Origin of the sequence: Empedobacter sp. UBA2044, assembly GCF_002333005.1 — a bacterium.
GTDB classification, from domain to species: Bacteria; Bacteroidota; Bacteroidia; order Flavobacteriales; family Weeksellaceae; genus Empedobacter; species Empedobacter falsenii_B.
In genome coordinates this window covers 15,348-37,680 of the sequence record NZ_DDBA01000017.1, presented here as the reverse complement: position 1 = coordinate 37,680, position 22,333 = coordinate 15,348, and the positions used below count along the sequence as shown (strand labels likewise).

Here is a 22,333-nt window from a genome sequence, read left to right as displayed (position 1 = left end):
AAGTGCAATTTGTTGCACTTTTCTTGTTTTATACCTTATTTATTTCTAAATTTACATTAAAAGTGCAATATATGACACTATCAATAATTAATCAAATCAAAGAAAGACGTAAAGTTTTAGCGATATCACAAGAAACATTAGCAGAGATTTCTGGTGTTGGCTTACGCACGTTAAAACAATTTGAAAGTGGTAAAGGTAATCCAACTTTAGAAACACTACAAAAGTTGTGTGATGCCTTAGGATTAGAAATTAAATTAGAGGTTAAATCGATTGAATCATGAGAGTTGCTCAAATTTTATATAAAGGTGAAAGGGCAGGAGTTTTAACGCAATTGGATAATGGTAGTTTTCATTTTATCTATAATGAAGATTGGATATCAGATGATTCTAAACCATCAGTCAGTTTAACATTGCCTAAAAATCAAATTGAATTCGAATCAGAATCATTATTTCCTTTTTTCTATCATCTATTACCTGAAGGTGTAAATAAACGAATGATTTGTAAAACATATAAGATTGATGAAGATGATGCTTTTGGAATATTATTACAAGCTTCTAAAGTAGATACAGTGGGTGCAGTAACAATAGAAAGAATGTAAAATGAAAATAGAATTAAATAATTGCCCAGGTTCTTTAAAAGAAAATTTTAATGCGTACAGTCCTGTTGTTCTAAAGAAAATGTTTAATGGTAAAAAGGTAAGTCCATTTTTAAATTATACTTCGCCAACTGATCGTAAGGATAAAAGTAGTTTTAACCAAAATCAAACACATATTTCTATTTCGGGATTTCAAGAGAAATATTCTTTAATTCTTGATGGAAATGAATTACGATTAACGAATGAAAAGGAAAGCGGTCAATATATACTGAAACCGATTTCTGATTTACCTAAAAATAGTGAATTTGCACCAGCTAACGAACAATTGACGATGCAAATTGCCAAACAAATTTTTAAAATTGAAACAGCAGAAAATGTATTAGTTTTTTTTGAAGATGGAAGTCCAGCTTATCTTACGAAGCGTTTTGATTACAATGAAAATGGTGAAAAATTAGCAGTAGAGGATTTCGCTTCTTTATTAGGGAAATCACCTGCGACAGATGGAGAACAATATAAATATGAGGGGAATTATTTGGAGTTATTTGATGCTTTAAAAAAATATGTACCTGCTTGGAAAATAGAAGCGCCTAAGCTATATACATTAATCGTATTCAATTATCTGTTTTCCAATGGAGATGCTCATTTAAAGAATTTTTCATTAATCGAAACTCAACAAGGCGATTTTAAATTAAGTCCAGCTTATGATTTATTAAATACTAAAATTCATATTGACGATTCAGATTTTGCATTAAAAGAGGGATTATTACCTAAATCAATTTCAAAAGGAAAAATAATAGACCAATTATTTTTGTTAGGTGAGAATGCAAAAATGACAGAAAAATCAATCATAAAAGTCATTCAAAATCTATCTTCTAAGGAAGATCAAGTGGTAGATTTAATTGGTAAATCGTATTTATCAGAAAAATTAAAACGTAATTATTTGCAAAGTTATCAGCGTCGATTGAAGAAACTGAGAATAGTTATAGATTGAAAAAATGAACAAGGAGATTTCCTTAGCACATTTTTTATAATTTATCCTATAAGCAAAATGGAATAGGTTATTCCTTCTTTTCAACGTAATTTTATAAGCGAAATAATAGAATCAAAAATGAAAAAAATAGATATTATAACTTTAGATCATTTAGATCAAATTGATCAAGCATCTTTTAATCAACCAAAAATTATTTATAAACACAGTACAACTTGTGGGTTATGTGATATAATTTGGGATATTGTAAAAGAAAGCGATTTTGAACTGAATTATTTAGATTTATTAACGTATAGACCACTCTCTAATGAGATTGAACGACGATACAATGTTCAGCACGAATCACCGCAAATCCTTATTATAAAAAATGGAAAATGTGTGTACAATGATCACATCGTAAAATAAAAAATGAAGAAATTCAGAAACAATTAGATTTATTCGATTAAAGAATCTTCGGTTTGATTTCCTAACAGGAAAACTAAATTACGTTCGTGTTCATCAATAAAATCTTCACCTGTATAAAAAGTTTCATCTACGACAACATATATCTTTAACCCCTTATTTAACTTTGAGTCTTTAAACACTAAATGACTTACAAAATATGTACTCAAATTATCATCGAAATTTTTGGTACGACTATCAAATCTAAATTGGGCATGATTTCGTGGTCCCGAATATTTAGTTTCAACTTCTACTTGATTTTCTTCTTTCAGAACATTGATATAATTTCTTAAAAACGAAAAAGCTTCTTCGCGAGCAACAATCGGATCATCATTATAAAATGAATTAATTGTTACTTCTTTTGTTTCTTGATCGAATAGTGTTTCGACTTCATAATGAACTTTTAATTTCATAATCTTCTATTTTAAAATTATGAAGCAAACCTATGACTACACAACTATCAGATTACGATAGTCTAAAAAATAATTATAAAAATATCTAAAAGACATGTTTTGGCGGGATGGTTTATGACCTTTGTAATATAAATTAAAAACAAGAAAATATGCCTATAATTACAATTGAATTGTCTGATGAACAATTAAAAAAAGTGAAAGAAACCCTGAGTTATAATGGTAATTTAGATTTGAAAGAAGAAACTTTTAATGGAAGTTCAATTGAGTTGGATTTACTTCCATTTATACACATGATGACAGTAAAAGGGTATAAAGAAGAATATATTGGTGCTGTGTTCGTGGAGATTCCGAAGGAGTAGATTTTTAAAAATCAATAAATCTTATGAGGTTTCTATTTTTATGAGATTTGTTAGATGTTTATTGGTACTTTATTAGTAATTTACAGCAATTTTTTAGAAAATGACACAACAACATATCAAACAACTCGAAATAGAATTATGGGAAGCAGCAGACGAATTGCGTGCGAATTCGAAACTGACTGCTGGTGAATACAAAGACCCTCTGTTGGGATTGATTTTATTGCGATTTGCGGAGAATAAATTCATAGAAGCCAGAGCACAATTAGCAGAAACCCTTCCGATTAATCCACGCACCAAACAACGAAGAGAAGCCACCAAAGACGATTATGCGGCGATGGGTGCGATGTATTTGCCCGAGAAAGCGCAATATTCGTATTTAGCGGCTTTGCCCGAATCGGAAGATTTAGCCGAAGCAGTGAACGATGCGATGAAATTGATCGAGGCAGAATACGAAGATTTAGCAGGTATTCTTCCGAAAAACTTCCACGATTTAACGCCCGAAGATGATACGGATAGCAATCTACTGGCAAATCTAATTCGTATTTTCAATAGTGATTCGGTGCGCAATGCCAAAGGCGATGTATTTGGGCGTGTGTACGAATATTTCCTAATGAAACTCTCGATGATGGGTGCAGGTGCACAAGAAGGAGGCGAATTCTTTACGCCACCGTCTTTGGTACAGTTGATTGTCAATTTCATTCAACCGAATCATGGTATTATCCATGATCCTGCTTGTGGGTCGGGAGGTATGTTTGTGCAAACGGCACATTTTATCAAAGATCATCTCAATAAAAAAGTAAACGAAGCCATTACGGTGTACGGTACCGAGTACAAATCGAATACCACGAAATTGGCGAAGATGAACTTAGCGATACACGGCATTGAAGGGAAAATTGCTAACAACAATTCCTTTTATTCGGATCCACATGAGTTGTATGAAAAGTGTGATTTCGTAATGGCAAATCCACCGTTTAACGTGGACAAAGTAGATGCGAAAAACAAGTTTCTGGCAGAAGATAAACGTTTGCCTTTTGGTGCGCCTTTAACAGGAAAAGGAAGCATTGGTAACGGAAATTACTTATGGATTCAGTACTTTATGAGTTACCTGAATGATACTGGACGTGCCGGATTTGTCATGGCGTCTTCGGCAACCGATGCCGGAAATGCCGAAAAACGTATTCGTGAAGAATTGGTAAAAACCGGCAATGTAGATTGTATTGTTTCTATCGGAAACAATTTCTTCTATACGCGTTCGTTACCTTGTCATGTTTGGTTTTTTGATAAAGGCAAACGTCCTGAAAACAAGAATAAAATCTTAATGATCGATGCACGTAATGTGTTTCGAAAGGTAACGACCACGATTAACGATTTCTCGGAAGAGCAATTAGAAGGTCTTACCGCTATTATGGCTATGTATCGAGGGCAACAGCCCGAAGTAGCTGCGGATAACGCTTGGTTTAACGAACATTTCCCGGATGGAACCTATCGTGATATTGAAGGTTTGTGCAAGATTGTGAACTTGGACGAAGTAGCCGAACAAGATTATAGCCTTACACCAGGACGTTATGTAGGCGTGAATATCGATATTGATATGGATTTTGATTACCAAAGCCGTATGCAAGAACTCCATAGCGAATTAGCCACCTTGAACGAAGAAGCCAACCAATTGATGAACCAAATTCAAGCGGTGAAATTATGAGTGAATTGGTATATCTAAATGAAATTGTTAAAGTAAAAGGGGGTAAACGTTTACCTAAAGGACATGAGCTACTTAGCAATATAACAAATCATAAATATATAAGAGCCAGAGATATTAAAGAAGGAAAAATAAACTTTGATCAGCCTGTATATATTTCCAATGAAACTCATGAACAGATAAAAAAATATATCGTTCACACGGGAGATATAATTTTAACCATTGCTGGGACGATTGGAGAGGTTGGTTTAGTAACAGAAGAATTTAATCATTCAAATCTTACAGAAAATGCAGTAAAAATTCAGGCTGATAGTTCTAGAGTTTCAAATGTTTATCTTAAATATTATTTGGGAAGTAAAGCGGTTTATGATTATTTTCATCTTTTGGCATCAGGTGCTGCCCAACCAAAATTAGGGATTTATAAAATTTTATCTACAAAAATCAATCTTCCCCCACTCGAAACCCAAAAGAAAATCGCTTCGATATTATCAGGTTATGATGATTTGATCGAGAACAACCTCAAGCGCATCAAAATTTTGGAAGAAATGGCACAGCAAACCTACGAAGAATGGTTTGTGCGTATGCGTTTTCCTGGGCACGAATCAGCCACCATCAATCCCGAAACGGGTTTGTCGGAGGGTTGGGAGAAGGTGAAGTTAAAAGATTGCTGTGATTTAGTGATGGGTCAAAGTCCAAAATCTGAATTTTATAATGATGAAAAATTAGGATTACCATTTCATCAAGGTGTAAAAGATTATGGATTTAGATTTCCAATTAACACATCTTGGAGTACGGCAGGTAATAAAAAAGCTAAACCAAATTCAATTTTATTTAGTGTTAGAGCTCCTGTTGGAAGATTAAATGTAGCTGCTGAAGAAATTATTTTAGGTCGTGGATTAGCTGCAATCAACCATAAAAAGGAATTGAATAGCTTCATTTTTTACCAATTACGTAAAATATTTTTTGAAGATAATTTAATTGGTGGCGGAGCCATATTCGCATCTGTAACTAAAACAGATGTTGAAAGAATAGAATTAATTTATAATGAAGAATTAGCAATTAAGTTTAATGATTTTGCTTCAAAAATAGACCAACAAATATTAAATCTACAAAACCAAAACCAACGTTTACGCGAGGCGCGAGATATTTTGTTGCCACGCTTGATGATGGGGATGATAGAGGTGTAAAAAGTGAACTAAAACTAAACTACTATAAAAAATACGAATACATGTTTGCAGAATTAGAAAAATACAAAACAAACGGGCATTTTTTCTTCGAAAAAAATGACAACCTTAGAAATAAAAGTAAAGATGTTCCTAATCTACCAGGAGTTTACTATATCCTAAAATTAGCTAAAGGTAAAGTGGAATTGGTTTACATAGGAAAATCTGGTTCTATGTTACAAAATGGTCAATTCAAAGATCAATTATTGAATAAGAGATTAAATAATAAACAGGATGGTATTCGAAGAGAATACTATTTCTTGAATAAAATAGAGGAAGAAAACATTGAAGCTTTGGATATTTATTGGTTTGTTACCGTGGATGATGAACATAATGATTTACCAGGTTATGTTGAGGGATTGTTATTACAACGATACTTTGAAGTCTACGGCTGTTTACCACCATGGAATAAATCTTTTTAAACCAAAACCAACGTTTACGCGAGGCACGGGATATTTTGTTGCCACGCTTGATGATGGGGATGATAGAGGTGTGATGAATGACTAACTAAAACTAAACTACTATAAAAAAACTTTAAATTATGAAAATTGAAAAGAATGATAACTTCATAAATTGGTTAATAGCCAATAATATTACATCTAACGAAAGTGCTATAAGCTATGATTCTTACGTGCGTAATGCTTTATTGTGCCTTGAATTGAATATGTCACAAGTTCAAGATGTAAATGCAGTTGAAGAGGTAATTGATGTGTTATCAAGAAAAGATACTGCTCAAAAATATGAGAAATCTATAAAAACAATACAAAATTATTTATCAGGTTTACGTGCTTATGGAGAGTTTGTAAATGACACTTCTACTTATGTAGAGGGTACAGCTGTCAATCTTCCACTGATAGTAGATACAAGTTTAGATCAAGTGTATGTACAAGAAGATTTGTTTAAAAATTTCGTGTTTCGATTGATTACTCAAGATCGTTTTTACAATGATATATATTTCCCTATTAGTTTAATTAAACAGCTATTCTATAAAAATGATAAAAGAAAAGCTTTTGATCATATATTAGAAAAAATGATTAATTCTATCAAGATGTACGATTCAAAACAAAACGAAATCTTATTTAAAGATATTTTAGAATTAAAAATTAGTAACAATAAAGTTGTTGTTAACCAGACGAATAAAGAGATCGAAATATATACGCCAACTGAAAATGGCAATTCCAAACCTTTTACAATCGATAAATTAAGCGATATATCAATAGATCATGTTATTTCTCAACATGGTATAATGCTAGAATTAAAAGATAAATTACCGACTTTTAGTAGATTAACTGAAATTTTAAAAAAATCTTCAACTGAAGTTATAAATAGACCAACACTTGCCTTATATAAAAAGGAAAATGGTTTAGAAAATATTCTTCTTGAAATAAATATTAATGATTTAGAAAACGAATTAAATTCAATCATTGGTAAAACAGAATTAAGATTAATGGATAGAAAATTAAATACAAGTAAAGGGAAAAAATAAGCTAACACCAACCAATAAGAAGACTATAAATTATGAATAACATAATAAAACTTAAATCAATAAGTGAATTATTAGGTGAACGTTTTTTTGTTCCGGCTTATCAAAGAGGATATCGTTGGGATAGCTCTCAAATAAATGACTTATTAAATGATATTTACTCTTTTGCTATCAAAAAGAATAAAGCTGATAAGGAGTTTTATTGTTTGCAACCGATTATTGTAAAGTATAACGAAACAAACTATAATTATGAGGTTATTGACGGACAACAACGATTAACAAGTATAAAAATTTTACTTACTTATTTCAGTAATAGATTTTTAGTAGGTCGTTCATTCGAACAACGATACGGAAAATCAATATTTGAAATTGAGTATGAAACTAGACCAGAATTAAGTGAAATTTTCAATAATACTATTGAAAATTTCTCAAAAGCTAATATCGATTATTATCATATCACAAAAGCTTACCAATACATTGATGAGTGGTTTAAAACAAAGGTTAGTAAAGATGGATTGATGGAAGATGATTTGTTTGATTCAATTAATAGAACTTTAATATATAACTCGACCAATCAGAAAGAAGAAGGTATTGTACAAGTAATTTGGTATGAGTTAAAGGATGAAAAAATAAATCCAATCGATACTTTTATTCGCATCAATCTCGGAAAAATTCCATTAAATAGTGCTGAGTTAGTTAAAGCATTGTTTTTACAAAGTAATTTATTTGGAAATGATGAGTTGGCCAAAATAAAACAAAGAGAAATAGCACATCAATGGGATAGTATTGAACGTCAATTGCAAAAAGAGGAGTTTTGGGCTTTTATTAGTAACAAAGATTTTGATGCGAGGATAGAGCTATTATTGGAAGTTTTGTACATGAAGGCTATTGATGATGATGATGATCTTCGAGAATTATTAAAAAAGGAAAAAAATCCTGTATTTAGGTATTATAACCTACAAGTTGAAGCAATAAAAGAATTTAGTACAATTGCTAGATTATGGGAAGATATATATAAACTGTATAATACCTTATTAGATTGGTATAGTAATCCAACATGGTATCATTATATAGGTTATCTAATTTACACAGGAAATAGTTTGTATGATATTTACAAATTATCCATAAAAAATGAAATAATTCGAAAGGATGATTTCACTCAAGAATTAATAAGTGAGATTAAACTTGAATTTAAATCAATACACTATTTAAACTTTGAAGGTGTTATTGCCGAATTTGAACAGAATTATAAGGATAATAATTTAGTTAAACCTATAAAATTAGATTATAAAGACGGTAAAGTTTTTAATTTTTTACTGTTATTTAATATTGAAACAATTGTTCAGCAATGTATAAAGAATAATCTTATTTATAAGTTTCCATTTTTTCAGTTTAGTAATATGAAAGATGCGAACAATTTGAATACAACTTGGGATATTGAACATATTAGTTCATATAATGATAATCCTTTAAATAAAGTAAATGATCAAATAGTGTGGCTTAAAAATGCCTTAGAGGATGTTTTAGATATAGAAAAGGAAGATTACTACGAAGATATTACGAGTTTTATTAAAAAAGAAGGTAAAAATATCTTATTTGAAGATTTGAAAGAAAAAGTTGTTTCAAAGGCGGGAGATGATAACATTCCTGATGAATTTAAAAACGATATTGGCAATTTGACATTATTAGATGCAAACACCAACAGAGGTTATGGAAATGCATTATTTGTTACCAAAAGAAAGAAAATAATTAAAAAGGAAAAATCTGGGCTTTTTGTTCCTATAATTACCCGAAATGTATTCTTAAAATATTACGACGAAAATAGAATTAATAAATCAGTTTGGTCTATTGATGATATTATTAGTTATCGAGTTGAAATGCAAAAAACGCTTAATTCATTTTTACCTAAATTTTAAATCATGAAAAACTATACTTTACAAGACTTGCTTTTTGGGGAAGTGGAGTTCGAATATAACGGAGAAATAAAAAATTATAGTTTTGATGGTATCTCTATACCATTAATTCAACGTGATTATGCTCAAGGTAGAAAAAATGAAGAAATCATTAGGAACAGATTTATTACATCACTTTTTAATGCATTATCAAAGAATGAAATATTAGAGCTTGATTTTATTTATGGTTCCATATCAAAGTTAAATAATCTCAATTATTTTCAACCACTTGATGGTCAACAACGATTGACAACTCTTTATTTATTGAATTGGTACATTGCAAACACAGAGTTACATGGCAACGCTAGAGAAGATGTATTGAATAATCTTAAACGATTTTCTTATGAAACACGCACTAGCTCTACTTTATTCTGTCAAAAAATATGCACTATACATTTTACGGGGAACCCAAAGGATTATATAGTAAATTCATATTGGTTTCATGAAGAGTTTAAAAGTGATCCTACTGTGATTGCTATGCTGGAGATGTTAGGGAAAATTCACGACACGTATACGAAGCTAATTAAAACTGACGAAAAATATTTCAATAGATTATCTAATTTAAAATTTTATGTATTGCCGTTAGATGGATTTAATCTTTCTGATGAATTATATATTAAGATGAATGACAGAGGAAAACAGCTATCTCATTTTGAAAATTTTAAGGCAGATTTTATCAATTGGATGAAATCAGAAAAAAACAGGGAATATAATAAATTTAATGAATCTGTCAATTTTAAGCAAAAAAGCATGCCTTATTATCTTAAAATTGCTTCAAAATTGGATAATGCATGGTCTGATTATTTTTGGGAGAAGTCTATTGAAAACTCTAGTAGTTCAGAAATAGATTCATCTCAATTAGATACATACTTCCTGAAATTTATAAACAACTTTCTTCTAAGTGAATTTATAATAAAGAATGAATCAAAAGTAGAAGATACCGTTAGTTTTAACTTCTTGTATTCATCTCAAAGTAATATATATAATGACTGGAATAATTATGATAAATTATTTGATTTTGATATCGTTCTTCGATTAGAAATATTTTTAGATAAGCTTATTGAATTTAAAGATATATTAAAAAGAAATCTTGCTCCTTCTTGGAAATCAGATTTTAATTGGTTTGTAGACGATTTAGAAATAAGTCAAATAAATAGAATACTGTTTCATTCAATATATAAATATTTATTAAATAGCGATTTTAGTGAGCGTCGATTTAAAGAATGGATTAGAGTAGTTTGGAATATTATAGTTGACCCCGACATTAGAAGTATACTAGTGATGTTAAATGTAATTAGGGTTATTGATAGTATGAGTAGTTATTCTACTAATATTTTAGACAACTTAGTAGATAATTCTTTAGATGATGTTATTAATAATTTAAAAGATAATTTTTTACAAAATCAATTAATCGAAGAAAAAAATAAGGCAATTTTTATTCTAGGCCATGAAAATGAGCAAGAAGAAAGGTATAATGAAATTGTTAAAACTGAAAAACATGAATTGTTTCAAGGAAATATTAATTTCATACTAAAAGAAGTGCGAAACATTGAAGATTTGAAGCACAATAGGACGATTGCTAATAGTTTATTCAGTAAAGAAGGAGGTTTGAATGCGGTTGAAAATCAAAATCATGTATTGTTTAGATATGTCATCTCTCAATTTGAAACGCTTGATCAAATCACTGCCAGTTATTATAGGGACGATTACGATTACTGGCAGTTATTATTAAGAAGAAAGGAATATATTGTTATTCAGAATATTATTTCAAGTCTTTTTAGTTACAAAGACATAAATGAAGTTAATCAACATCTTGTTTTTTCAATAAATAAAAAGTCAAGTATTGAAGATTATTCTCATTTGCATAACAGTTTATACTATGATAATGAATTTCATAAATGGTTCCAAAAGAGTGGTTTAGATGTTTTATGGTACTATTCTAATCATCTCTATATTAATAGATATCGATCTTCAAACGATAGAGTGTTGATCGATAATTTAAGAAATGAATTAATTAATAAGGTTGTAACGGAGCTAGATTTTGAATGTAATGCAAACTGTGGAGAAACCACTTTTTACAAAGGAAAAATGATTGATTGTGAAAAGAGACAAGATAATGGTGTGCATATTACCATAAAATTCTATGAGAATGATTTTATTGATGTTGGTATATGGAGTGGTCATAATTTACAATTAAAGGATTCAAATAAAGAAGAAGATTACTGGATAGAATGTCAAGAGTTTGAATATGAATCTTTAGACAATAACGAAGATTTGAATAGTGTTTATCAAAAAATAGTAGAAAATATTAAGATATTAAACCTAAAAACCAATTAACATGTCCTACGAATACTCAGAAGATCAATTGATAGAACAAGCTACAGAAGATGTACTGAAAGAGCTGGGTTGGCAAGTGGTAACGGCTTGGCAAAATGAATCCTTTGGTGAGGAAGGTTTGTTGGGGCGTGATAATAAAACAGAAGTAATTTTAGAGCGTCATTTATTGGCTGCTTTAAAGCGATATAATCCCGATTTACCCGATTTGGCTTACAAACGTGCGATTGAGAAGATCGGGCAGAGGATAGCTGGCCAAACTATTGCACAACATAACAAAGCGAAATATCAGCTCTTGAAAAATGGAGTTGAAGTTTCATTCATGAATTCTGAAGGCAAAGCACAGAAGAAAACCTTACGAGTTTTTGATTTCAACGACTATGAAAATAATGATTTCATAGCCGTTCGTCAGTTGGAAGTTACGGGCGAATTACACAACCGTAGACCAGATGTTGTTGGTTTTGTAAATGGAATTCCCTTAGTTTTTATAGAACTCAAATCACATGCGGTGGATTTGCGTTCGGCTTATGATGATAATTTCAAGGATTATAAAGACACCATTCCACATTTGTTTCACCACAATGCTTTTGTGATCCTTTCTAATGGAACTGACGCTAAAGTAGGAACGGTAACGAGTCCATACAAATACTTTTTGGACTGGAAACGTATTACAGAGGAAGCTGAAGGTGTGGTGAGCTTGGATACCATGCTGAGAGGAGTTTGTTCTAAACAGCACTTGATGGATATTTTCGAGAACTTCTTACTTTTTGATGAAAGCAGTGGTAATGTCGTCAAACTAATGGCGAAGAATCACCAGTTTATTGGAGTGAATCGTGTATTGGATAATGTCGAAAACATCGAAGATTTAGAAGGTAAATTAGGGGTTTATTGGCATACACAAGGTTCAGGGAAAACCTATTCTATGGTTTTCTTGTGTGAGAAAATACATCGAAAATTTGGTGGATCCTATACTTTTTTAATAGTTGTTGATCGTACCGAGCTTGAGAACCAAGCATATGATACATTCTCTGGAGTAGGCATTGTCAATAATAAGAATATAATAGCAGGAAAGAAGAGTGGTATTTCAGGACGTGAACATTTACGTGAATTGTTGAGCGAGAATCATCGTTATGTTTTCTCTTTGATTCATAAATTCTCGATAGATCCGGAAAAGGAAACCGAATATCCATTGATCACCGATCGTAAAAATATTATTGTAATTTCGGATGAAGCCCACCGTACTCAAGGTGGTAAATATGCTCGAAATATGCGTTTTTATGGTTTACCAAATGCGTCATATCTTGGATTTACTGGAACGCCAATTATTAAAGATGAAGAAGAGGTAACCAAGAATATATTTGGAGAATATGTGTCCGTTTATGATTTCAAACGCGCAATAGAAGATGAAGCGACGCTTCCATTAAAATATCTGAATAAAGGAGAACGCTTGAATATCGAAAATCCTGCTTTGGATGAGCAAATGGCTGAAATTCTAGAGAATGAAGATTTAGATGAAGATCAACAAAAGAAATTAGCTTATCTGTTCAAAAAAGAATATCCTATTCTTACCTCAGAATCACGTCTTCGTGCCATTGCCAAAGATTTAGTGTGGCATTTTAATGAACGTGGTTATCAAGGTAAAGCTATGTTTGTAGCTTTAGACAAACCTACTGCTGTGCGAATGTATGATTACGTAATGGAGTATTGGCCTGATTATCTATTGGAGTTGAAATCTCGAATAGATAAAGCAGAAGATATTCAAGAAGAACAAGAACTTCAACGTAAATACAAACAAGTAAGTGAAACTGAAGTTTGCGTGGTCGTAAGCTCGGAGCAAAATGAGGTAGATAAATTCAAGAAAATGAATTTGGATATCGAAAGTCACCGTCGCAAAATGGTAGAACGAAATTTAGAAAAGGAATTTAAAGATGAAGAGAATCCTTTCCGTTTAGCTATTGTTTGCGCCATGTGGATTACGGGATTTGATGCACCTTGTGTCTCTACGGTTTATTTAGACAAACCAATTAAAGGACATACTTTGATGCAAACCATCGCTCGTGCCAATCGTGTATATGATGATGAGAAGGAAAATGGTTTGATCGTCGATTATGGTAATGTTTACCAGCAATTAGAGAAGGCTTATGCTATCTATGGAGAAGGTGATAAGGGGAATAAATCTGGTGATAAAGAAGAAAAGCCTTTTGAACAATTAGAAGCTATGGGTAATGAGATCAAACAAGCAATTGATGAAGTTGTTAGTATGCTTTTAGAACTCAATTTTGATATTCAAACATTAATAGAAGCAAATTCGATGTCAAAAATAGCAGCCATTAATAATGGGGCAAATGCAATTTGTCGTAATGACGAGACAAGAGCTAAGTTTGAAATTTCAGCTCGTAATGTGTTTAGAAAGTACAAAGCTTTATTCCCTGAAAAACAGGCAAAGCAATTTGTGAAAGAATACAATGCGATTGATGCTTTATATAATAAACTGAATCAGAAAGTAAAATCAGCCGATGTCACAGAGGTCATTATGCGCTTGCAAGAAGTAGTGAATGAAAGTGTATCAATAGATGCAGTGTCTGAACCTGCTGATGTATATATTGATTTGTCGAAATTCAATATTGAAGCGCTTAAAAAAGCTTTTGAAAAACTACCACGTAAAAATGAGTTGGTTTACGATTTGAATAAAGCAGTGGAGCAAAAATTAGAACAAATGCTTCGTGAGAATCCATTGCGTTTAGAGTTTTACGAACGTTACAAAGAAATTGTTGAGGAATATAATAATGGTAAAACTGAAATTGAAGTTAAACGTAGTTTTGATCAATTAATGGAATTTTATCAGGACCTTTCAGCTGAGGATAAACGTGCATTTCAAGAAAATTTAGATCAGCCGACATTATCTATTTTTGATCTTTTGATAAAAGGAAAAAAGCTTACAGATGAAGAGAAGGAAACGGTTAAGAAAGTAGCAAAAGAAACACTAGAAATACTTCAAAAAGAAAAGCTTGATATCCCAAATTGGAAAGAAAGTCGTGAAATAAGATCAAGTGTAAAAACAACTATCTATGATAAACTTTTGTGGCTACCTGAAGAAAAGTATACAGATGAAGATGTAAGTTTGCGAAGCTTAGAGGTGTATCAGCATGTGTATTCATACTCTAATTTTTAAAACTTAAATTTATGTGTCAAGTTTATTCTGATGTCACGTTTTGTACCTGTTCTGATTTTAAAATCGATCAAGTTCAATCATTAAAAAAATACTGGGTTTTGTATCGTTTCAATGAAGCGTTAAACGTTGTAATTGTTGGCGAAATAATGTTAGATGATATGTTGAAAAAGTATAATCCAAACAATTTGGTTGACCTTGTGCTCAAAAAACTAAACGATAACACACTGTTTGATAAATCAATTGATTTTGAAGACAAAGATCGGTTACACGTTTCGCTTGAATTGAATCAAGTAAACTTAAACTATGGTTTTGAATTTGAAGACAATAGTTGGTCAGAAATTGAGTATGATTATTTTACTTGGGCAAGTTGTTATGAAGAAAAAAATGGAGGAGAGGTAAAGGTTTACTAATTCCTATAAATTATAAAACATGAGCCGATTAGCACGCTTAATCGGCTCATGTTTTTTTAATAGAGTTTTTTTCCTTTTAGAAAAACCTTATTTGCTGTAGAAATTCTTTTTTATTTATCAATCATTATTTTTTACTTTTGAAACTTAGCTTTAATCAATTGCATAAATGAAATACTCATTGACAATACTATTTTTCATTATTTTAAACTTCTCTTTCGCGCAAAATATAGAAAAATCAAAAATATATATTATTGGAACTGTACATAGCTCATCAACTATTTTGACGCCAGAAACACTTCTTAAAATATTAGATGAAATAAAACCTGAAATATTATTACAAGAAAGTGATAGTCATAACATGGCTATTTATTTTGATGATTTGGATCCAAATTCTAATGAAAGAAATGCATCGCTTAATTACATAAAAAAAAATCCTAAGACAGTAAACTTGTCTTTTGAATTTGAAGGTAGAAATTCCTACAGGAAAAATAATGGAATGACACCTACTGATGATCTAACAATTAATCTAATCGATAGTTTATATCATAAAAACTTATTAAGCGATGTAAATTCTGAAATTTATAAGAAATACAACGAAGCAAATAAGGTTTTAATTAAATATTTTAAATCTGATATAAAGACTTTAAATAGTATCGAATTTGAAGTTTTTAATAAATATAGACAACATCTACAGCATCATGAATTACCAAAAATAACTAACTCAGAAAAAATATTTTCAGAACGGTTTGTAACTAAACCAAATGGAGAAAAAATATCTTATAGAGAAGGATTTCAATTATGGTGTAAATTCTGGGACTTGAGAAATAATACTATGGCATCTAATATTATTAAAACAGTTTATGAAAATAAAGGTAAATCAATAGTAGTATTGACTGGTGCACAGCATAAATATTATTTAAAAGAATTATTAGAAAAATATTATGATGGAAATTATCAGTTAATTGAATATTTTGATAAAAAGTAAAGCAACAGATATATTCATTTTATATATAATTCTCAAATTAAAATAGTTGAAATTACGAATAAAACTAATCTAAGATCAAGTCATCTCATTTCCTCTTATTCCTCACCAAATCAGTTACAACTCCCAAAATAATGACCACATCTTCATCTTGTAATTGAATGCAATTTTTGTATTTCGGATTAAGAGAAATCAGTTGTTTGTTGATGGCATCATAACGTTTGAACGTGTATTCGGAATTGTTGACTGATACCACAATATCATCATGATGTCTGGGTTCGATATCCGAACGAATGATAAGTAAATCACCTTTTAGGTATTCAGGATACATACTTTCGCCACCAACACGATTAAGATAAGTTGCTTCGGGATGATTCAGTAAAATTTCATCTAAACTTATATTATTTTGTACAAAATCTGCAGCAGGAGAGGGGAAACCTGCTGAAACATCACCAAAAAATTGAACAAATTGTTTTTCACCATCTGTTTTGATAGGGATATTAATTAATTCTTCTGAGAATTTCGGAACTTGAATAAAATGTACCATTTAATAAACATTTAAAATATCTGTAAATCTCGTTGTATAGCAAGGCGATAAACGTTCTTGCTTCATTTTCCATTTTCTACGCACATCTTGCGAAGCTAATTTTAGCATATGATCGCCATAATTCGCATTTAATTGATCCATCACACTCATCAACGCTTTATGTTTTGGAGAATCATCGTGAAATAAATTCATCTGTGCTTGATTATCGGGCGTAATTGCGGAAACAATAACGCCAGCTTTTTTATAATCAGGAACTTTTCCTTCGGCAGGAACCAATTTATCCAATAAAAATAAAGCAGATTTGGACAAAACAATGCTCGAATTCGAATCAAAATCTAAGGTTGTACTTAAAGAATTTGAAACAAAAGATTGCTTTTCATCAAAACGATTGGTCATCACAAAAACAGTAATAATGTTGCATTTAGATTGTTCTTTTCTAAGCTTTTCGGCACAAGAAACAGCAAATGTAGAAACACGCTCTTTCAGATTTTCATAATCATTGATTGTTTTCTCAAAACTACGAGTAGTCGCAATTGATTTTTTGCGTTGAACTTCATCTAATTTTAAGACGCTTTCGCCTAATAATTCCTTTTTCAAACGTAATTCGACGATGGAGAAATTTCGTTTGATGTATTCATCACTCAATAATGTAAAATCATACGCATTTTTACAACCAACAAAAGCTAAACGTTTAGCTAAACGTCGCCCAATTCCCCAAATATCCTCACATTTTAACCATTTTAAGGCTTTGTTTATTTTCTCTTTTGAATCAATCATATAAACACCATTATGATGTTTCGGAAATTTCTTTGCTATTCGATTCGCCACTTTAGCTAAAGCCTTTGTAGGAGCAATACCAATACAAACAGGGATTTTGGTAATGGTATATATTTTTTGTTTAATTTCTTGGGCGTACTTTACCAAATCATAGTTATCAAAGCCTTTGAAAAGAAGAAAAGATTCATCAATCGAATAAATTTCAATATCAGGGCAATAGGATTTCAGAATAGTCATCACACGATTACTCATATCCGCATACAAAGCATAATTTGAAGAGAAAACATTGATTTTATTTAATCTAAAATTATTCTCGTATTCAAAAGCAGGAGCACCCATTGGAATCCCTAAATCTTTTGCTTCATTAGAACGTGCAATCACACAACCATCATTGTTAGAAAGTACCACAACTGGCTTTCCATTCAGCGTTGGATTAAAAACTCGTTCGCACGAAGCGTAAAAATTATTGCAGTCAACTAAAGCATACATCATGTTACAAAGTTGAACAAATAAAGCGCTACAAGGTGTCGTCGAAAAGTGTTAAAAAATTATAATTAGAAATTGATTCAGTAAATTTGCACTATGGTACTGAATGATAGATTGAAAATGTTGGTTAACCAAGTTCCAAAAAATATTTGTGGCGTGTATTATTTATACAATGATAAACAAGATATTATATACATTGGAAAAAGTATTGACATTAGAAAACGATTGATTCAGCATTTCAAATCACTTGATAAAAAAGAAATCAAGCTACAACATTTTACGCATTCTATTCAGTTTGAAAATACAGGAAATGAATTAATTGCTTTGTTGAGAGAATCTGAATTAATTAAGCAAAATCTACCAATATTTAATCGAGCTCAACGAAAAGTTAAGTTTTTTTACGCATTGTACAAAGAAATAAATTCAGATGGCTATGAAGCATTAATAACAAAGAAAATTGATAATTCTGGAAACGAAATCATCTCATTTACATCGTTAAATGAAGCAAAAGATTATTTATTTTACATTACAGAAAAATTTAAACTTTGTCAAAAAATAAATGGTTTATATAAAACAAAATCAAGTTGTTTTCAATATAGTCTAGAAGAATGTAACGGAGCTTGTATAAATAGGGAAGAAGTGAAGCTTTATAACAAAAGAGTACGTCAATTTTTGAAAACAGTTCATTTGCCTAAAAAGGATTTTTTGTTTGAATTAGTTGGTCGAACTGAACATGAAAAAGGTATTGTATTAATTGAAAAAGGACTTTATAAAGGTTTTGGTTATTGTGATACAATACTTAAGAATCTTGATGAAATGAAATTATTTATTGAGCAAAAACAAGATAATAAGGATGTCCGAAAAATCTTATTTCGACATATAAAATCCGAATTATCCAAATAAACTCACTTGTCCATCTTCCCGTTGATAGCTGAAATCTGTAAATGCTACAATAGGTTTACAATTAAGCCAATTCATTAAGTTTTCATCATCATTTAAAACTACAGGCATACGATGTTTTGTATTGTGGATATAATCCATAATGCCGACAGCTTCAGTCGTAACAATCGTAAACGTGTCATCTGAATACAATCCTGCTAAACACATCAAATTATTGTTGATTCCGATATCATATTTGATTTTGTCTTTGCCTTCGTGTCGCCACTCATAAAAGCCATCAACCAATATCACACAACGATTGGTGTAAGCATCTCGAAAAGATGGTTTTTCATCAATAGTTTCAATTCGTGCGTTTAGTGTATTATTCGAATTAAAATCATTTCCAGCCCAATGCGGAACTAAACCCCACTCGAACAAATGAATAAAATCTTGTTGATTGGTGATCACAGGTAATTTTGGATGATCAAAACCTTTGAAATGAGGATTTGGCGTAAATGTTACCTCAGGCTTGAATTTCAATCTCGATTTCTTTTCAATCTGTTCTTTTGTTTTAGTCACTTTTACATGGAAACACATAGGATCAACTTTTGAATAAAGATAATGATTAGGACGAAAATAACAATCAAAAATTGAATCAATTAAAATGATTGTAGAAGAATTAAAACGAATGTTTTTTATAAAGAGTTTTATATACTACGGTTTCATATAAAACAAAAAACCTCCTTAAAACGGTTGCTGAGCTTGCCGAAGTATTAAAGAGGCTTAAATTTAAAGCCTCTTTTTATAATTTAGTATATTTCTTCCAATCCCAATTCTTTCAAAAATACATTGTGTTCTATCGTTTTTTCTTCGATGATTTTGTTGACCAAACTAAGTTTCTTATTCACGTCTTGTAAATCAATTGGTGTTTCCTCTTCTGCTGTACTTACATATCTTGAAATATTTAGGTTATACCCATTTTTTTCAATTTCTTCCATGGAAACCCGACGGGAATAGCGCTCTCGTTCCTGACGGAATTGGTATGTTTCTACAATAGCTTTAATATGAGCATCACTCAAGTTGTTTTGTCTTTTTTCTTTATTAAAATGATCACTGGCATTGATAAATAATACATCGTCTTGATTTGTACATTTTTTTAATACCAAAATGCAAACAGGGATTCCTGTTGAGTAGAATAAATTAGCAGGTAAACCAATTACAGTATCAATATTTCTATCTTTTAACAATTTGGTGCGGATACGTTCTTCTGCTCCACCACGAAACAAAACACCATGCGGTAGAATGATCGCCATAGTTCCATCATCAGATAGGTTATCTGTACCTAAGTAATGAAAACCGTGTAACAAAAAGGCGAAATCGGCAGCCGATTTAGGAGCTAAACCATAACCTTTAAAGCGAAAATTTTCTGCCATGGTGTCGTTTGGTTCCCAACGTAAACTAAAAGGCGGATTGGCAACAATGGCATCAAATTTTATTTTTTTACTGGGGTTCATTTCATTTAATAAATCCCATTGATTCAGTAAGGTGTCGCCGTGGAATATCTCAAACTCGGTATCTTTCATCCCATGCAGTAACATATTCATTCGGGCAAGGTTATAGGTGGTAACATTCTTTTCCTGTCCGTAAATTTTACCAATACTACCGCCATTTTCTTTGATTCGCTTTCTTACATTTAATAGGAGTGAACCCGAACCACACGCCATATCCAATACTCTGTTCAATTTTCTTTTCTTACCTGAAGCCGGATTTTGACTGTCTAAGGTTACAATTTCTGAAAGAATAGTAGAAATCTGTTGAGGCGTATAAAATTCTCCAGCTTTCTTACCCGAACCTGCTGCAAATTTTCCAATTAAATATTCGTAAGCATCACCTAAGGTATCGGTATCTGCTGAGAAATCAGCAATGCCAACCGCAATTTTTGTAATGATTTTACAAAGAGCATCGTTTCGCTCTTTAGCTGTTTTTCCAAGTTTTTCTGAGCTTAGATTAATCTCCGAAAACAAGCCTTTAAACGCACTGTCAAACGATTCGTTTTCGATATAACGAAAACCATATTGTAATGTTTGTAATAGTTCATCGTTTTGTGTACGGGCTAATTCTGTAATATTGCTCCATAAATATTGGGGTTCTATTACATAATGCACCTTTCTGCGCATACTATCCTCAAACTCTTTGATATCTTCTTCGTTGTTTTTATACCAAATTTCTAAGGGTGGTGGTACAACAAAATCGGCTCTATCATCTATTGATGGACTTGCAGGGTAATCTCTCCCCAATTCTTTTTTTGCGGCTTCTTCGTAGTTAAACGATAAGTAGCGAAGGAACAGAAACGAAAGCATATAATCGCGAAAGTCATCTGCATTCATTGCACCTCTTAAATCGTTTGCAATATTCCAAAGGGTATCGCCTAATTTTTTATGTTGATCTTTTTGTGTCATTTTGTTTCTGTTTCAATTTCATCATTAAATATTTCAGGAAAAGAAAACTCGTACTTTTCAAGAAATCCATTTAATATTCGTTTAAAAAGTTCTTTGTTATCAGCTCCCATTTCAACGGGATCATATATGGAATATTTTCCGTGACTGAATAATTGCAACGCCCGTTCAAAGAGTACCTCATCTTCTAAACCGTCAATACATTTATCTATTTTGTCATAACCAAAAAAGGTTGCGGTCTTTTCTAAAATACTTCTTAAAGAATTAAAATGATAAGTATATATTTTATCAGATTCGGCAATTTTCTTTAATTCGCTCAATGTAGCAATGTGATGAAAGAAAGGAGTATCGTTTGTGTCTTGTAACGCATACCCTTCTGTTCCTTTATTGTGTAAAAAGTACCTTTTGTTTTTTACCTTTCTACCAAATTCGTTGTAAAGTACATTAAAAAACAAGCTGTGGTGTGTAGAGATTACTGTTTTTATAGTGTTACCTTCTGTTGTCAGTAAATTGCATAAATCACAAGCTACGGCAATAGCGTTATTCTCATCAAGTGATGATATGGGATCGTCTATATAAATATATTTCACCCAACTGTAAGCAGGGTCTTTATCGATGACTAACTGGCAAATAGCAAGGAAAAAACACCAAATAAACAAGGTTTCTTCTCCTCTTGATATTTTAATATTTTCTACGGTTTGCTCGTGATTATCAATAAGGATACTTCTTGAAAATGCTATGGTTGAGGTTTCGTAATCAATGTTAAATTTTAAATCGACATAGTTATTAAAAAACGACTCTATCTTAACATCTAAATCCAATTCGCGTAAACCATTAAAAAAAACGGAGTCCGTATTCAATGTAAGCGTTCGTTCAATGTCATTTTCTAAATCATTATTCCACGAAAACAAATCTTCTGTAAACGCATTAAAGTATAACGTATCTCTGTTGGTTGTGTTGCCTTCTTGGTCAAATTCTTTACCCGCTTGTTTAAATTCCATCGACAACCTTGTTTTGCCTGTACCATTGTGGGCGAAAAACAGAATAATATCCTTTTCTCTACGATTATCTCCTGTTAAATCCTTACGGAAATGTTGAGCAACCTCTGTAAGATTTGAAAAATTAGTTATTGTACTCATT

Annotated in this window: 21 protein-coding genes; 15 read left to right on the top strand and 6 right to left on the bottom strand. The window is 31.3% G+C overall.

Annotation, left to right across the window (positions count from 1 at the left end; all coding sequences use genetic code 11):
* The first annotated feature begins 71 nt into the window (after positions 1-71).
* From relB to ytxJ, 4 genes are all read left to right on the top strand, one after another.
* The gene (gene relB, locus B4E59_RS01810; protein WP_194182874.1) at positions 72-281 is read left to right on the top strand and encodes a type II toxin-antitoxin system RelB family anti-toxin; all 210 of its coding nucleotides are present in this window, start codon (positions 72-74) and stop codon (positions 279-281) included.
* Entirely contained in the window at positions 278-598 is a 321-nt protein-coding gene (locus B4E59_RS01805) for a HipA N-terminal domain-containing protein (protein WP_291050984.1), read from the top strand. Before relB ends, B4E59_RS01805 begins: the two co-directional genes overlap by 4 nt.
* Position 599: 1 nt before the next feature.
* Complete coding sequence (locus B4E59_RS01800; protein WP_291050981.1) at positions 600-1,586, top strand: type II toxin-antitoxin system HipA family toxin; 987 nt, start codon at positions 600-602, stop codon at positions 1,584-1,586.
* 117 nt (positions 1,587-1,703) lie between these two features.
* Positions 1,704-1,988 carry a bacillithiol system redox-active protein YtxJ gene (ytxJ, locus tag B4E59_RS01795; RefSeq protein WP_291050978.1) on the top strand — a complete coding sequence of 95 codons (285 nt, stop codon included), beginning with the start codon at positions 1,704-1,706 and terminating at the stop codon, positions 1,986-1,988.
* A gap of 29 nt (positions 1,989-2,017) precedes the next feature.
* On the opposite strand, the gene B4E59_RS01790 is transcribed toward ytxJ, so the two are convergent.
* Positions 2,018-2,437 (bottom strand): hypothetical protein, encoded by a 420-nt coding sequence (locus tag B4E59_RS01790; protein WP_225541533.1) that lies wholly within the window; start codon positions 2,435-2,437, stop codon positions 2,018-2,020.
* Positions 2,438-2,586: 149 nt separating this feature from the next.
* Here B4E59_RS01790 and B4E59_RS01785 point away from each other — a divergent pair, with 149 nt between their 5' ends.
* The 10 genes from B4E59_RS01785 (at position 2,587) to B4E59_RS01740 (ending at position 16,051) form a co-directional block, all read left to right on the top strand.
* Complete coding sequence (locus B4E59_RS01785; RefSeq protein WP_225541534.1) at positions 2,587-2,796, top strand: hypothetical protein; 210 nt, start codon at positions 2,587-2,589, stop codon at positions 2,794-2,796.
* Between the two features lie 100 nt (positions 2,797-2,896).
* A complete protein-coding gene (locus B4E59_RS01780) occupies positions 2,897-4,495 on the top strand; it encodes a type I restriction-modification system subunit M (RefSeq protein WP_291050971.1) in 1,599 nt (532 codons plus the stop codon).
* Positions 4,492-5,679, top strand: a complete 1,188-nt coding sequence (locus B4E59_RS01775; protein WP_291050968.1) for a restriction endonuclease subunit S — start codon at positions 4,492-4,494, stop codon at positions 5,677-5,679. Before B4E59_RS01780 ends, B4E59_RS01775 begins: the two co-directional genes overlap by 4 nt.
* A 41-nt stretch (positions 5,680-5,720) precedes the next feature.
* The gene (locus tag B4E59_RS01770) at positions 5,721-6,137 is read left to right on the top strand and encodes a hypothetical protein (protein WP_291050965.1); all 417 of its coding nucleotides are present in this window, start codon (positions 5,721-5,723) and stop codon (positions 6,135-6,137) included.
* 119 nt (positions 6,138-6,256) lie between these two features.
* A complete protein-coding gene (locus B4E59_RS01765) occupies positions 6,257-7,201 on the top strand; it encodes a hypothetical protein (RefSeq protein WP_286476330.1) in 945 nt (314 codons plus the stop codon).
* 32 nt (positions 7,202-7,233) lie between these two features.
* Entirely contained in the window at positions 7,234-9,114 is a 1,881-nt protein-coding gene (locus B4E59_RS01760) for a DUF262 domain-containing protein (RefSeq protein WP_291050962.1), read from the top strand.
* A gap of 3 nt (positions 9,115-9,117) precedes the next feature.
* On the top strand, positions 9,118-11,487 hold the full coding sequence (locus tag B4E59_RS01755) for a DUF262 domain-containing protein (protein ID WP_291050960.1): 2,370 nt from the start codon (positions 9,118-9,120) through the stop codon (positions 11,485-11,487).
* 1 nt (position 11,488) lies between these two features.
* Positions 11,489-14,656 carry a type I restriction endonuclease subunit R gene (locus tag B4E59_RS01750; RefSeq protein WP_286476336.1) on the top strand — a complete coding sequence of 1,056 codons (3,168 nt, stop codon included), beginning with the start codon at positions 11,489-11,491 and terminating at the stop codon, positions 14,654-14,656.
* Between the two features lie 11 nt (positions 14,657-14,667).
* Positions 14,668-15,066: a hypothetical protein gene (locus B4E59_RS01745; protein ID WP_221854658.1), complete on the top strand. Its 399-nt coding sequence runs from the start codon at positions 14,668-14,670 to the stop codon at positions 15,064-15,066.
* Between the two features lie 166 nt (positions 15,067-15,232).
* Positions 15,233-16,051, top strand: coding sequence for a hypothetical protein (locus B4E59_RS01740; RefSeq protein ID WP_221854659.1), 819 nt, complete (start codon positions 15,233-15,235; stop codon positions 16,049-16,051).
* 85 nt (positions 16,052-16,136) lie between these two features.
* On the opposite strand, the gene B4E59_RS01735 is transcribed toward B4E59_RS01740, so the two are convergent.
* Together B4E59_RS01735 and B4E59_RS01730 are read right to left on the bottom strand one after the other, a co-directional pair.
* Complete coding sequence (locus B4E59_RS01735; RefSeq protein WP_291050953.1) at positions 16,137-16,595, bottom strand: LexA family protein; 459 nt, start codon at positions 16,593-16,595, stop codon at positions 16,137-16,139.
* The gene (locus tag B4E59_RS01730) at positions 16,596-17,864 is read right to left on the bottom strand and encodes a Y-family DNA polymerase (protein ID WP_312067276.1); all 1,269 of its coding nucleotides are present in this window, start codon (positions 17,862-17,864) and stop codon (positions 16,596-16,598) included.
* 90 nt (positions 17,865-17,954) lie between these two features.
* Here B4E59_RS01730 and B4E59_RS01725 point away from each other — a divergent pair, with 90 nt between their 5' ends.
* Positions 17,955-18,761, top strand: coding sequence for a GIY-YIG nuclease family protein (locus tag B4E59_RS01725; protein ID WP_291050950.1), 807 nt, complete (start codon positions 17,955-17,957; stop codon positions 18,759-18,761).
* On the opposite strand, the gene B4E59_RS01720 is transcribed toward B4E59_RS01725, so the two are convergent.
* From B4E59_RS01720 to B4E59_RS01710, 3 genes are all read right to left on the bottom strand, one after another.
* Positions 18,750-19,334 (bottom strand): SOS response-associated peptidase, encoded by a 585-nt coding sequence (locus B4E59_RS01720; RefSeq protein WP_291050948.1) that lies wholly within the window; start codon positions 19,332-19,334, stop codon positions 18,750-18,752. The genes B4E59_RS01725 and B4E59_RS01720 overlap by 12 nt on opposite strands.
* Positions 19,335-19,546: 212 nt before the next feature.
* The gene (locus B4E59_RS01715; protein WP_291050945.1) at positions 19,547-21,196 is read right to left on the bottom strand and encodes a type I restriction-modification system subunit M; all 1,650 of its coding nucleotides are present in this window, start codon (positions 21,194-21,196) and stop codon (positions 19,547-19,549) included.
* Positions 21,193-22,332, bottom strand: coding sequence for an AAA family ATPase (locus tag B4E59_RS01710; protein WP_291050942.1), 1,140 nt, complete (start codon positions 22,330-22,332; stop codon positions 21,193-21,195). The genes B4E59_RS01715 and B4E59_RS01710 overlap by 4 nt, the downstream gene beginning before the upstream one ends.
* Between the last annotated feature and the right edge of the window lies 1 nt (position 22,333).

What these genes read in the sequence shown, in the direction of transcription:
- B4E59_RS01730 (WP_312067276.1), bottom strand. Translation starts at nt 17,864, where the DNA reads ATGATGTATGCTTTAGTTGACTGCAATAATTTTTACGCTTCGTGCGAA.
- relB (WP_194182874.1), top strand. Translation starts at nt 72, where the DNA reads ATGACACTATCAATAATTAATCAAATCAAAGAAAGACGTAAAGTTTTA.
- B4E59_RS01805 (WP_291050984.1), top strand. Translation starts at nt 278, where the DNA reads ATGAGAGTTGCTCAAATTTTATATAAAGGTGAAAGGGCAGGAGTTTTA.
- B4E59_RS01760 (WP_291050962.1), top strand. Translation starts at nt 7,234, where the DNA reads ATGAATAACATAATAAAACTTAAATCAATAAGTGAATTATTAGGTGAA.
- B4E59_RS01745 (WP_221854658.1), top strand. Translation starts at nt 14,668, where the DNA reads ATGTGTCAAGTTTATTCTGATGTCACGTTTTGTACCTGTTCTGATTTT.
- B4E59_RS01770 (WP_291050965.1), top strand. Translation starts at nt 5,721, where the DNA reads ATGTTTGCAGAATTAGAAAAATACAAAACAAACGGGCATTTTTTCTTC.
- B4E59_RS01750 (WP_286476336.1), top strand. Translation starts at nt 11,489, where the DNA reads ATGTCCTACGAATACTCAGAAGATCAATTGATAGAACAAGCTACAGAA.
- B4E59_RS01735 (WP_291050953.1), bottom strand. Translation starts at nt 16,595, where the DNA reads ATGGTACATTTTATTCAAGTTCCGAAATTCTCAGAAGAATTAATTAAT.
- ytxJ (WP_291050978.1), top strand. Translation starts at nt 1,704, where the DNA reads ATGAAAAAAATAGATATTATAACTTTAGATCATTTAGATCAAATTGAT.
- B4E59_RS01710 (WP_291050942.1), bottom strand. Translation starts at nt 22,332, where the DNA reads ATGAGTACAATAACTAATTTTTCAAATCTTACAGAGGTTGCTCAACAT.
- B4E59_RS01775 (WP_291050968.1), top strand. Translation starts at nt 4,492, where the DNA reads ATGAGTGAATTGGTATATCTAAATGAAATTGTTAAAGTAAAAGGGGGT.
- B4E59_RS01740 (WP_221854659.1), top strand. Translation starts at nt 15,233, where the DNA reads ATGAAATACTCATTGACAATACTATTTTTCATTATTTTAAACTTCTCT.
- B4E59_RS01790 (WP_225541533.1), bottom strand. Translation starts at nt 2,437, where the DNA reads ATGAAATTAAAAGTTCATTATGAAGTCGAAACACTATTCGATCAAGAA.
- B4E59_RS01780 (WP_291050971.1), top strand. Translation starts at nt 2,897, where the DNA reads ATGACACAACAACATATCAAACAACTCGAAATAGAATTATGGGAAGCA.
- B4E59_RS01755 (WP_291050960.1), top strand. Translation starts at nt 9,118, where the DNA reads ATGAAAAACTATACTTTACAAGACTTGCTTTTTGGGGAAGTGGAGTTC.
- B4E59_RS01720 (WP_291050948.1), bottom strand. Translation starts at nt 19,334, where the DNA reads ATGTGTTTCCATGTAAAAGTGACTAAAACAAAAGAACAGATTGAAAAG.
- B4E59_RS01715 (WP_291050945.1), bottom strand. Translation starts at nt 21,196, where the DNA reads ATGACACAAAAAGATCAACATAAAAAATTAGGCGATACCCTTTGGAAT.
- B4E59_RS01765 (WP_286476330.1), top strand. Translation starts at nt 6,257, where the DNA reads ATGAAAATTGAAAAGAATGATAACTTCATAAATTGGTTAATAGCCAAT.
- B4E59_RS01800 (WP_291050981.1), top strand. Translation starts at nt 600, where the DNA reads ATGAAAATAGAATTAAATAATTGCCCAGGTTCTTTAAAAGAAAATTTT.
- B4E59_RS01725 (WP_291050950.1), top strand. Translation starts at nt 17,955, where the DNA reads ATGGTACTGAATGATAGATTGAAAATGTTGGTTAACCAAGTTCCAAAA.
- B4E59_RS01785 (WP_225541534.1), top strand. Translation starts at nt 2,587, where the DNA reads ATGCCTATAATTACAATTGAATTGTCTGATGAACAATTAAAAAAAGTG.